Origin of the sequence: Anaeromyxobacter sp. SG17 (assembly GCF_022690695.1) — a bacterium.
Taxonomy (GTDB): Bacteria; Myxococcota; Myxococcia; order Myxococcales; family Anaeromyxobacteraceae; genus Anaeromyxobacter; species Anaeromyxobacter soli.
The window spans coordinates 24,103-35,509 of record NZ_JALCYX010000008.1; the positions used below are offsets into that span (position 1 = coordinate 24,103).

General features: G+C 71.2%; 11 protein-coding genes. 6 read left to right on the forward strand and 5 right to left on the reverse strand.

Going from position 1 to position 11,407, the window contains the following annotated elements; translation table 11 throughout:
* Position 1: 1 nt before the first annotated feature.
* The 3 genes from MNY60_RS05590 to hemA all read right to left on the reverse strand — a co-directional run bounded on the left by MNY60_RS05590 (position 2) and on the right by hemA (position 4,235).
* On the reverse strand, positions 2–1,381 hold the full coding sequence (locus MNY60_RS05590) for a sigma-54 dependent transcriptional regulator (RefSeq protein ID WP_242360145.1): 1,380 nt from the start codon (positions 1,379–1,381) through the stop codon (positions 2–4).
* Positions 1,378–2,883, reverse strand: coding sequence for a sensor histidine kinase (locus tag MNY60_RS05595; RefSeq protein WP_242335378.1), 1,506 nt, complete (start codon positions 2,881–2,883; stop codon positions 1,378–1,380). The genes MNY60_RS05590 and MNY60_RS05595 overlap by 4 nt, the downstream gene beginning before the upstream one ends.
* Before the next feature lie 80 nt (positions 2,884–2,963).
* Complete coding sequence (gene hemA, locus MNY60_RS05600) at positions 2,964–4,235, reverse strand: glutamyl-tRNA reductase (RefSeq protein WP_242360146.1); 1,272 nt, start codon at positions 4,233–4,235, stop codon at positions 2,964–2,966.
* Between the two features lie 351 nt (positions 4,236–4,586).
* Between hemA and MNY60_RS05605 the strand changes: the two genes are divergently transcribed.
* The 4 genes from MNY60_RS05605 (at position 4,587) to MNY60_RS05620 (ending at position 8,035) form a co-directional block, all read left to right on the forward strand.
* A complete protein-coding gene (locus tag MNY60_RS05605) occupies positions 4,587–5,009 on the forward strand; it encodes a helix-turn-helix domain-containing protein (protein WP_242352439.1) in 423 nt (140 codons plus the stop codon).
* A gap of 120 nt (positions 5,010–5,129) precedes the next feature.
* A complete protein-coding gene (locus tag MNY60_RS05610; protein WP_242360147.1) occupies positions 5,130–6,833 on the forward strand; it encodes a tetratricopeptide repeat protein in 1,704 nt (567 codons plus the stop codon).
* A 318-nt stretch (positions 6,834–7,151) separates the two neighbouring features.
* On the forward strand, positions 7,152–7,577 hold the full coding sequence (locus tag MNY60_RS05615; RefSeq protein WP_242335389.1) for a hypothetical protein: 426 nt from the start codon (positions 7,152–7,154) through the stop codon (positions 7,575–7,577).
* A gap of 38 nt (positions 7,578–7,615) precedes the next feature.
* Positions 7,616–8,035: a hypothetical protein gene (locus tag MNY60_RS05620; protein WP_242360148.1), complete on the forward strand. Its 420-nt coding sequence runs from the start codon at positions 7,616–7,618 to the stop codon at positions 8,033–8,035.
* 61 nt (positions 8,036–8,096) lie between these two features.
* On the opposite strand, the gene MNY60_RS05625 is transcribed toward MNY60_RS05620, so the two are convergent.
* Positions 8,097–8,948 (reverse strand): glycosyltransferase family 2 protein, encoded by an 852-nt coding sequence (locus MNY60_RS05625; protein ID WP_242360149.1) that lies wholly within the window; start codon positions 8,946–8,948, stop codon positions 8,097–8,099.
* A 160-nt stretch (positions 8,949–9,108) separates the two neighbouring features.
* On the opposite strand from MNY60_RS05625, the gene MNY60_RS05630 reads away from it, so the two are divergent.
* On the forward strand, positions 9,109–9,822 hold the full coding sequence (locus MNY60_RS05630) for a glycosyltransferase family 2 protein (RefSeq protein WP_242360150.1): 714 nt from the start codon (positions 9,109–9,111) through the stop codon (positions 9,820–9,822).
* Complete coding sequence (locus MNY60_RS05635; protein WP_242360151.1) at positions 9,819–10,220, forward strand: DUF2304 domain-containing protein; 402 nt, start codon at positions 9,819–9,821, stop codon at positions 10,218–10,220. Before MNY60_RS05630 ends, MNY60_RS05635 begins: the two co-directional genes overlap by 4 nt.
* 35 nt (positions 10,221–10,255) lie before the next feature.
* Here the strand turns inward: MNY60_RS05635 and MNY60_RS05640 are convergent, their stop codons facing one another.
* Positions 10,256–11,374: a glycosyltransferase family 1 protein gene (locus MNY60_RS05640; RefSeq protein ID WP_242360152.1), complete on the reverse strand. Its 1,119-nt coding sequence runs from the start codon at positions 11,372–11,374 to the stop codon at positions 10,256–10,258.
* Between the last annotated feature and the right edge of the window lie 33 nt (positions 11,375–11,407).

The window sequence follows — 11,407 nt, forward strand, 5'->3', positions numbered from 1 at the left end:
CCTACCCGATCCCGTGCTTCTTCAGCCGGTAGCGGAGGGTGTCGCGCGACACGCCGAGGAGACGGGCGGCCTTCGACTGGTTGCCGCTCGCGCGCTCCATCGCCTCGACGATGAGCTTGCGCTCGACGTCGTCGAGCACGAGGCCGTCCGGCGTGACGCTCGGGACGAGCTTGTCGGCGCGCTTCCCCGGCGTGGCGCGGCGCAGCTCGGGGCTGAGGTGCTCGGGGCGGATCTCCTCGACCCCTGCGTGCAGGATGAAGGCGCGCTCGACGACGTTGCGCAGCTCGCGGACGTTGCCCGGCCAGCGGTAGGCTTTGAGGAGCTCCATCGCGGCGGGCGTGACGCCTCGCACCTGGCGCTTCATCTCCGAGTTGAAGCGGGCGATGAAGTGCGCGGCGAGCGCGCCGACGTCCTCCACGTGATCGCGCAGCGGCGGGACCACGATCCGGACGACGTTCAGCCGGAAGAAGAGGTCCGCGCGGAACCGGCCCTCCGCGACGCGCTGCTCGAGGTCGACGTTCGTCGCGGCGATGACGCGGACGTCGCTGCGCAGCTCCTGGACGCCGCCGACGCGCCGGAACGTCTTGTTCTCGAGCAGGCGCAGGAGCTTCGCCTGGCCGCCGGGGGGGAGGTCGCCGATCTCGTCCAGCATCACCGAGCCGCCCTCGGCGCTCTCGAACAGGCCGCGCTTCTGGGCGTGGGCGTCGGTGAAGGCGCCGCGCTCGTGCCCGAACAGCTCCGACTCGAGGAGGTGCTCCGGGAGGGCGGCGCAGTTCACCTGGAGGAACGGCCGCTCGGCGCGCGCGCTCTGGAAGTGGATGGCGCGGCCGACGACCTCCTTGCCGCAGCCGCTCTCCCCCTCGATGAGGACCGTCGTCGTGTCCGACGCGCCGAGCCGCGAGATCATCGAGCGCACCTGCTCCATCGCGCTCGACGCGCCGACGATCGCCTCGAGCGCGGTCCCGCCGCGGCGCTCGCTCGCCAGCGCCGCGATCTGCCGGCGCGTGCGCGCGGTCGCGATGGCCCGCTCCACCGCGGCGTCGAGCGCCTGGAACGGGAACGGCTTCACGAGGAAGTCCATCGCGCCGTGCTTCATGGCGTCGACCGCGATGTCGACCGTCGAGTGGGCGGACATCATGAGGACGATGAGGTCCGCGTTTTCCGCCAGCGCGCGCTGCAGCGTCTGGACCCCGTCGATCCCCGGCAGCCGCACGTCGAGGAGCATGACGTCGGGCGGGTTCGCGGCGAGCATCTCGAGCGCCTGCTCGCCCGACTCGGCCGACAGCACCTCGTAGCCGCTGCGCTGCAGGCGCTCCGACACGGACCAGCGGATCAGCTTCTCGTCGTCCACGACGAGGACGCGGGCCGAGGGGATCGTCATGCGGCGTGCTCCGTCGCGCGCGCGGGGCGCGCCAGCTGCAGGGTCACCGTGAACACCGTCCCTCCATCCGGCGGACAGCGGTAACCGATGTGCCCCCCGTGCTCCGCCACGATGCGGGCGGAGATCGCGAGGCCGAGGCCGTTCCCCTCGCGCTTGGTCGTGAAGAACGGCTTGAACACCTGGGCGCGGAGGTCGGTGGGGATGCCGGGACCGGTGTCGGCGATCTCGACGACGACGTTCCCGTCGCCCATCCGCGAGTGGACCGTGAGCGTCCCCTTCCCCTGGGCGGACATCGCCTGGCAGGCGTTGAGGCAGATGTTGAGGAACACCTGCTCGAGCTGGGACGGATCGGCCAGCACGGGGGGCAGCTCCGGCGCGAGCTCCGGGGCGACCACGACCACGCCGTTGCGCGACTGCTGGCGGATGAGGAAGAGCACCTTCTCGAGCGTGCCGTTCACGTCGGTGGAGCGGAGCCTCGCCTTCGGAGGCCGGGCGAAGCTGAGCAGGCTCTCCATGGTGTGCGTGAGGCGCTGCACCTGGTGGCGCATCTCGCCGACCACCTCGGCGTGCTGCGGGTCCTCTGCGAGGTCCTCCGCGAGGAGCTCGAGCGCGCCGGAGAGCCCGGCGAGCGGGTTCTTGATCTCGTGGGCGAGGCCCGTCGCGACCTCGCCGACCGCCGCGAACCGGTCCGCCCGCACCATCCGCTCGCGGTAGAACGCCTCGAGCTCCGCCTGGCTCCGGCGGAGGGCGGCGAGCATCGCGTCGAACCCCCGGGCGGCGGTGCCGAGCTCGTCGGAGCGCCCCTCGTCGGCGCGCACCGTGAGCTCTCCGGCCTCGGCCCGCTTCATCGCGGCGACGAGGCGCTGCAGCGGGCTCACGGCCTCGCGCCCGAGCAGCCACAGCAGGATGGCGAGCAGGCAGACGAGCGCTCCGGACGCCGCGAACAGGAGGGTCTTCGCGAGGCGGGACTCCGACAGCTCGATGGGATCGCGGCTGAAGCGGAGGTCGAGCCAGCCGTTCACGGGCGAGTGGGTCCCATGGCAGCGCGCGCACGCGGTGGCGTTCGGGATCGGGTGGATTACCGCGTACTCCAGCTCGTTCCCGTTCGGCGACTGCACCACGGTCGTGGTCTCGAACTTGCGGAGATCCGGCCACGGCACCGCGCCGATCAGGGCCGGCGCGGTCGACACGGAGATGTAGCCGGTCGGCGCGACGAGGCTCGCCGCGAGCAGCTCGCTGTTGTGCGCCATCAGGGTCCCGAGCAGCGCCGGGACGGCGTTCGGCTGGCCCGAGAGCATGGTGTTCGAGACGCCCGACGCCACCATCTCCGTGAAGATCTGGGCGCGCTCGCGGCGTCCGCGCTCGATGTCCGAGCCGTAGAGGTGGACGGCCCCCGCGACCATCGCCGCCATCGTCAAGGCGAACAGGAGCGCCGTCGGGAGCAGGATGCGCGCCCGGATGCTCGAGTCGAGCCGCTTGAAGAGGCGTTCGAGTGGATTCATCCGCTAGGGGACAACGTTCGGCCCACCGCCATCATTGCAAGGACAGCGACGGACGGGAAGGCGCCGTCCCCGGCGGCACTTCACGCAGCGTTTCCGCGATGTACGCGGATGTCGGCAGAAAGCTCGAAGATCTCGACAGCGGCGGCGACCAGCGCCTCTCCTGCGCATCCCTCGCACACCGCCTGGCGCAGCTTGGTGCTCGGCGCGTGGAGGATCTTCGAGACGATGGAGCCGGCCATCGCGTCGAGCCTCCTTTCGAGCTCCGGATCTTCCCCGAGCCTGCGGAGGGTGCGCTCCACCTCCTCGCGGGCGATCGCGCTCGCGCGGCTGCGCATCTCCTGGATGAGCGGCGCGGCCCGGCGCTCCGCCTCGGCCCGAACGTACTTCGCGACCTCGTCCGCGATGATCCGCTCGGCCTCGGCGACCGCGGCCACGCGCTCGGTCATCGCGGCCTTCATCACCCGATCCAGGTCGTCGACGTCGCAGAGGTACACGTCGCGCACGTTGCCGGTCGCCGCGGGGATCGCGCGCGGGACGGCGAGGTCCACGAGGACGATGGGCCGCCGCCGCGCGCGCGAGAGCCGGGCCATGGCCTCGGGCTGGAACGCGGCGGGCGCGACCGGGGCCGCCGACACGACGACGTCCGCCTCCGCGAGCTCCTCCTCGAGCGCGTCGAGGGGCCGAGCGATACCGCCGACCTCCTGCGCGAGCGCCTCGCCGTTCGCGAGCGTGCGGTTCAGCACGACGATCCGGGCGCCCTGGTCCCGGAGGTGCTGCGCGGAGAGCCGCGCCATCTCGCCGGCGCCGACCACGACCACGCGCCGGCCCTGCATCGGGCCGATCACCTTCTCGGCGAGGGTCGCTGCCGCGTTCCCCCAGGAGATGCCCGCGCGCCCGACCGCGGTCTCCGTGCGGACGCGCTTCGCCCCGGCCAGCACCCGGTTCAGGACCGCGGTGAGCTCCTTGCCCGCGACGCCGAGCTCGATGGCGCGCTGGAACGCGTCCTTGAACTGCCCGAGGATCTGCGGCTCGCCGAGGATGGCGGACTCGAGGCTCGAGGCCACGCGCACGAGGTGCCGGAACGCCTCCTCGCCCTGGACCTCGAACAGCGGCAGCTCCCTGCCGGCGCGGGCGTTCAGCGCCTGGCGAAGCGCGAGCGTCGCGGCCGCGGGACAGCGCGTCGCGGCGAAGATCTCCACGCGGTAGCACGTGGACATCACCGCGACCTCTTCGATGCCGTCGAGCGCCGCGTAGCTGGCGAGCGCCGGCTGCAGGTCGTCCGGTGACAGCGCGAGCACCTCTCGGTCCGCCACGGTTGCGCCCTTCTGGTTGAGCCCGACTGCGACGAGCACGGCGGCTCCTTTCGCGATCTTCCGGGCCACGCGAGCAAGCGCCGTGCCCCCCGTATCCCCGCCAGATTTCCCAGGAGTCCCGAGCCGGTCTGCGCAAGCCTTGCGCGCTACCTCCCACACGGCCGAGGGAGGCGAAACCCCTGCATGCGCGCTGGGCAGCCGGCGCGCGGGGCGTGCGTGGGGCACGGCTGGGGTACCTGCCCCAACACGGTGGGTGAGATCCCCAATCGTCACCCATCGGTTACGGGATTTCCCTTGACATCTCGTGACCCTGGGTGCGGCACCCGCCTTGCTTTCCCGCGGCAGTTTGCCGCCAGCATCGGCCGGACGGACCGGAGGAGCCCCAGTTACATGAAGCCCGAGAGCAACGTCATCCGCGGCCCCGGCGGGATCCTTTCCTTACCCGCGAGCGACGGGGCCTCCCTCGATCTGCTCATGCTGATCGAGGGAGAGACGAGCGGCGCGCCGCTGGACGAGGTGCTGGCCCGCTTCGGCAGATCCCGCAGCGCCTACTACGAGAAGCTTCGCCGCTTCCGGGAGAACGGGCTCGAGGGGCTCATCGCGCGGCCGCCGGGCCCGCGCAGCGCGTGGCGGCGCCCGCTCGAGGTCGTCCGCCACATCGTCCGCGCTCGCCTGCGAGAGCCGGAGCGAAGCGCGGCCGCGATCGCCGAGGAGCTCGCCGGGCTCGGGCACGAGGTCTCGGTGCGCAGCGTGGAGCGCACGCTCACGCAGTTCGGGCTGACGCGGCGCGAACGCGGACAGCGGCTCAGGTGAGCGGCCGCGGCAGGCGGGTCACTCGCTCGCGGCGTGCGGCGCCAGGCGGGCGCCGGGCCGGTCCAGAGCCCCGACCGCGGGTGTATGCTGCCCACCCTGCGTCCGAATCCAAGCGTATCGATGACACTTCCGCGACCCATCTCCAAGGCCGTGACGCCAGGCTCGATGCCGTCGCGGCCGAAGATCCCCGCTGCGGCTCGTCGCCATCTCGTCGCCGTCGCGGCGCTCGTCACCCTCGGGCTCCTGGCGTACTCGAATGCCTTCCGGGGTGACTTCGTCTTCGACGACTTCCAAGTCATCGTCGAGAACCCGGTCATCCGCGATCTCTCGAACTACTTCGCGGGTTCGGCGGGGTACCGCGCCAGCCCGCATCGCGTGGTGGCCTTCGCCACGTTCGCGCTGAACCACGCGGTCGGCGGCCTCGATCCCGCCGGCTACCGCCTCGTGAACATCGCGATCCATCTCCTCAACGGATCGCTCTCCTACGCGCTCGTGTGCCTTCTCTTTCGCTCGACCGCACTGAAGCGGTCCGCGCTCGCGGACCGGGGCCACTGGATAGCGCTCGTCGCGGCGGCGCTCTTCATGGCGCATCCCCTGCAAACGCAGGCGGTCGCGTACGTCGCGCAGCGAATGGCGTCGCTCGCGACGACCTTCTACCTCCTGGCGGTCGTCCTCTACCTGCGCTGGCGCATCGTGCGGGAGGCGCGCCCGACGGGCGCGCTCCGAGCGGTCGCGGAGTACGTCCCGGTCCTCGTCGCCGCGATCCTGGCGATGAAGACGAAGGAGATCGCGTTCACGCTACCCCTGAGCGTCGCGCTCCTGGAGGCCGTCCTGTTCCAGGGCGACGCGAGGAGGCGCGCGCTGTACGTCGGACCGATCCTCGCCACGCTCCCGATCATACCGCTCACGATGCTCGATCTCGGTCGATCCGCGAGCCTCGGCGCCCAGGCGGCGGCGCTGACGAACCAGACGGATCTCTCGCGCTGGGACTATCTCATCACGCAGCTCCCCGCGGTCGCGACGTACCTGCGGCTCGTCCTCGTCCCCGTGGGGCAGAACGTCGATCACGACTTCCCCCTCTACACCAGCCCATTCGCAGCGCCCGTCATGGCAGCGGCCTCGCTGCTGGCGCTGGTGGCGGGCTTCGCCGTGTGGCTCCTCCGGCGCTCCCGAGCGAGCGCACCGGAGCCGCTCGATCCCGCCGCCCGGATCGTCGCGCTCGGCATCGCGTGGTTCTTCCTCACGCTCTCCGTCGAGTCCAGCTTCATCCCGATCGGCGACGTGTTCTTCGAGCACCGGGTCTACCTGCCGTCGGTGGGGCTCTTCGCCGCGCTCGCGACCGGTGGCGCGCTCGTCGTGGCCCGCGCCGGGAACGCGCGAGCGCAAGCGATCGCGCTCGCCGTCGGGGGCGCCATCGTCCTCGTCCTCGCCGTGACCACGTTCGTGCGGAACGAGGTGTGGAGGAGCGAGCTCTCCCTCTGGAGCGACGCGGCGGCGAAGGCTCCGAACAAACCCAGGCCGCACCTCAACCTCGGCCAGGCGCTGATGGCGAAGCACGAAGTCGACGCCGCGATCGCGCAGTACCGGCTCGCGCTGCGCGCCGATCCCGAGTACGTGGAGGCGCACAACAATCTCGGGGTAGCCCTCGTGGAGAAGGGGCAGGTCGACGAGGCGATCGCGCACCTCGAGCTTGCGGTGGCGCTGCTGCCGAGCGACGCGAACGCCCAGTACAACCTCGGCCTCGCTTACGGGCGCAAGGGTCGCATCGACCTCGCCCGGCAGCACATGCAGCTCGGGATGCAGCTGCGCTCCGAGGGGAAGTAACCCCACCGAGGGAGCCGCACGCTTCGCGTTGCGGCAGGTTGCCGCGGCCGCTGCGGCTTTCCCGCGCATCGGGAATTCGCCCCACGTCTCCTCCGGAGTCGGAGCGTGTCCGCTCCGGCATCGGGCGACGGAAGACGCCGGTTCGCCACCCCACCTCGCTCCGGCCTCCGCGACCGGCCCCTTCCGGCGCCGCGCGCTGCTCTTCTCGGGCGACGCGCCGGCCGCAGACCGGACTATTTCCCTCACGATTGGGCATTCGTCCGCATTTCGGTTCGACCGTGATTGAGCGAGATTGAGCATCGAAAGGAGCCAAACACCATGGCCAACAAGTTCAAGAGCGGAAGCGCAGTGAAGGGCGGCTACTACTTCAACGCGATCAAGTGGCACGTCGAGCCCATCGCGAAGGACGGCGACCGGCTGCCGGAGGGCAAGGGCGAGTGGATGAAGGTGCCGACGGTCGTCGCCCTCGCGCTCATCCCCATCCTCGGCCTCACCTTCCTCATGTTCCTCCCGATGATCGGGTTCGTCATCTTCGCCCGCGCCCTCGTGAGCCCGATCGTGAACATGTTCCACCGCGGCGCGACCGAGCTGGCGTCCACCGTGAGCCCCGGCTGGCAGCCCGGCGAGGCGCACTTCACCGGCAAGCCCGCGGAGGGCGCCGGGACCGAGGAGAAGGGGCCGACGGGCGCCGAGGCGCGGCTCGACGCCCTCGAGAAGGAGATCGGCGACAAGCGGAAGAGCTAGCGCGGACACGGTTTCCCGAGCACGGCGAGGAGGCGATCATGACGCGGCACACCGGTGGTTCGAAGGTCGAGAGCGGCTACTACTGGAGCCCGAGGCGGTGGGGAGTCGAGGTGGTGCCGCCGGAGGGCGGACGGCTTCCGGGCGACGCGACGGCGAGGTACCTGAGGCTGCCCTTCCTGCTCGTGCTCGCCGTGGTGCCGCTCGCCGGGCTCGTGTTCCTGATGTTCCTGCCGTTCATCGGGTTCTATCTCTTCGCGAACGCCCTCGTGAAGAAGCTCACCGGCGGCGTGAAGCGCGGCGCGACCGAGCTCGCCTCGACCGTCTCGCCGGGGTGGACGCCGGGTGAGGCGCACCTGACCGGCAAGGCCGGCGAGGAGAAGAAGGCCGCGGGCGAGGCGACGCCCGAGCTCTCGAGGCTCGAGAAGGAGATCGCCGCCCGGAAGGAAGAGAAGAAGTAGTCGGGGGTGGGACCGAAGCAGGACGGGCCGACGGGAGCGATCCCGCCGGCCCGTGTCTCTTTCAGCGACGGCGGGTATCCCTCGCCGGCGCGTCGCGCGACGCGACCGCCGCTCGGCGTGGTCGGGCGAGGTCGAGCAGGCGATAGACGGCGAGTTGCGCCGCCAGATGGAGCAGGTGCTCCGGAAGCGCGAGCCGCTCCACCCCGCGGGCGCGCGCGCTCGCGATGCGGAAGCACTCCCAGGCACCCGCCCTGTACCCGGCCCCCGTCTTCGAGGCCCCGTGCCACCGGAAGCGCGCGAGCGGCCGCGGCACGAAGACCGGCTCCGCCACGCGCGCGAACCGCAGCCACAGGTCGTAGTCCATCGCGAAATGGAGCGACTCGTCGAGCGGACCGACCTCGTCGAGGATGTCGCGCCGGAAGAACGTCGCCGGCTGGGGGATGAAGTTGCGGCCCAGGAGGCGCCGCAGGCTGTAGCGCCGCGAGACCCACGCCTTGTACCTGGCGATGGCGCTCCGGACCTCGACGTCCTGCTCGTCGATGATCGGGCACTCGCCGAAGCACCAGCGCGCGCCGGTCCCGCCGAGCGTGCGCACGACCGCATCGAGGGCGCCCGGCGCGTAGGTGTCGTCGGAGTTGAGCCACGCGACGACGTCGCCCGTGGTCATCCGGATACCCTTGTTGATCGCGTCCGACTGCCCGCGATCGCGCTCGGACACGAAGCGCAGGCGCCCCTCGTACCGGCGGAGGATGGCCAGCGTCTCGTCCGTCGAGCCGCCGTCCACGACGAGGTACTCGAGCTCGAACGCGCCGCGCTGCGCCAGGACGCTCTCGATGGTCCTCTCGATGTAGGCACCCTGGTTGAACGAGGGCGTAACCACGCTGACCTTCAAGGCGCCTCCGGAGCGGGGCATTATCTGCCCATGCTCGCCGCCGGCAAAACGGCTGCCCGTGAGCGCAAATCTTTCGTGGGCCCCAGAGGCTCGGCGCGGGCATGCCTCCGGTTTCCCCCGCGTTACCGTTGTGTTACGTCCCAGGGCCTCAGGCGCGACTCGTGCACCGGGCGGCGGACCGATGACTCTCTCCGAGAACCCTCGAATTCTCGTGGTGATGCCCGCCTTCAACGAGGCGCGTCAGATCCGGCGCGTCGTGGAGGCGGTTCGTGGGCAGGTCGCGGGCGACGTGCTGGTCGTCGACGACGGGTCGCGGGACGACACCGTCGTCGAAGCGCGAGCCGGCGGGGCGATCGTCGCGACGCATCCCGTGAACCTCGGGTACGGCGCCGCCCTCCAGACCGGGTATCGCTACGCGCTTCGTCACGGTTACGACGCCGTGCTGCAGCTCGACGCGGACGGGCAGCACGATCCGGCCTCGATCCGCCCCCTCCTCGGCGCGCTGGCGCAAGCCGACGTGGTCGTCGGCTCGCGCTTCCTCGATGGTGGCTCGTACCGCCCCCCTCTCCTGCGGCGGCTCGGGATGTGGCTCTTCGGCTCGGTCGCGAGCGCCCTCTCGGGGCAGCGGATCACCGACCCGACGAGCGGTTTCCAGGCGATCTCGCGGGAGGCGCTGCACTTCTACTCGCACGAGCGCTACCCGGTGGACTACCCGGACGCGGACGTTCTCGCGATGGTGGCGCGGTCCGGCCTGCGCCTCGCAGAGGTACCGGTCCGGATGCTGCCGTCGCCACCCGGCAAGAGCATGCATGGCGGCTTCGTCAAGCCGCTCTACTACGTGTTCCGGATGTCGCTCGCGCTGTTCCTCGTGCCGCTCCGGAGGGAGCAGCGATGATGACCACGAACCAGCACGTCTTCGCGATGGCCGTCAGCGTCGTGACCCTGGGTGTGATCCTCGAGCTCATCCGCAGACGCAGGCTCCGCGAGGAGTATTCGTTCCTGTGGGTGATCACCACGCTCGGCATGCTGGTGCTCTCGATCTGGTACGGGCTCGTCGAGTGGCTCACGCGGCTCAGCGGCGCGGTCAACCCGACCACGACGCTCTTCATCTTCGGGCTCGTCTTCCTGCTCCTCATCAGCGTCCACTTCTCGACCGTGCTCTCGCGGCTCACCGAGCAGGTGCGCCGGCTCACGCAGGAGCTGGCCATCCTCTCCGCGGAGCGAGACGAGGCGCGGGCGCGAGCCGATCGCGCCGCCGGGGCGGAGCCCGGCGCCGAGCGCCGGGCGAGCTGAAGCGGTGCGGGGCGAGTCCGGCCGGCAAGCGACGATCAGCGATCCCGTTGAGCCCCGTCCGCGGAGGCCTCGCGGGCAGCCTCCCGCAGCGCCTCGAGCGTCCGGAACGCCACCTCTTCCCAGGTGAGTGGCCGCCGCTGGAGTGACACCGGCGCGGCGTCTCGAATTGCCGTCAGCAGCTGGTCCGGATCCCCGAAGTCGATCTGCTGAGCCCGCGGCACGCCGATCTCGTCGAACACCTCGAGGCGCGCGGTGATGAGCCTCCTGCGCAGCGCCGCTGCCTCGAGCACCGGGAGCCCGAAGCCCTCGTACTCGCTCGGGAACACGACCGCGTCTGCGCCCGCGTAGACGCGGCGCACCTCGGAGGTCGGCAAGAACCCGAGGTGCCGCACGCGTTCGGAGATCCCCAGGGACCGCGCGAGCCGCTGCAGCTCGGGCCAGCGGCTCGTCCTCTCTCCGGTGAGGACGAGATGGTGGGCAAGCGCGCCGCGCTCGCGCAACGCCGCGAGCGCGCGGAACAGCGTGGCGTGGCCTTTGTGCGGGTACGTGGCGGCCGGGTAATAGAGGTACGGCCTCGGGAGGTCCTCGCGCGGGGAGACCGGCCCTGGGTCGGGCGAGAAGCCGTGCGGGATCACGGCGACCCGGGAGGCGGGGAGCCCTGCGCGCTCGGTCAGCGTCCTCCGCGTGAACTCGGAGATCGCGATGACGCGCGACGCGCGCGCCAAGCTGAAGCCGTAGAGCGCCGCACGGAACGCCCGGTCGAAGAGCGGGAATCGTTCGGCGTGATACAGGTGCTGGACGTCGTGCACGGTCACGACGGCGGCGCCCGGCGCTCGCCGCGGGAAGACGGACTGCTGCGGGAAGAGCGTCACGTCCAGGGCCGCTCCCCGGAGCGCACGCTCGAGGTACCGCGCTCGCCACGGCGTGAACGCCTCGGCGATCCGCTCGATGACCACCGCCCTCGAACCGCGCGGGACGACGAGGCGCTCGAACCCAGGAGTGTCGAGCGTTGGCGCGAGATCGCCGTCGAGCACGGCGACGAGCTGGTCTCCGCCGGCCGCGGCGGGCAGCGACGCCAGCAGTCGGCGGACGTAGGTCTCGGCTCCTCCTATCTTGCCCGGCCGGAACGAGAGCAGCGAGACGCCGATCCTCACCAGGTCACCCTCTCTCGACCTCGCATACGCGCC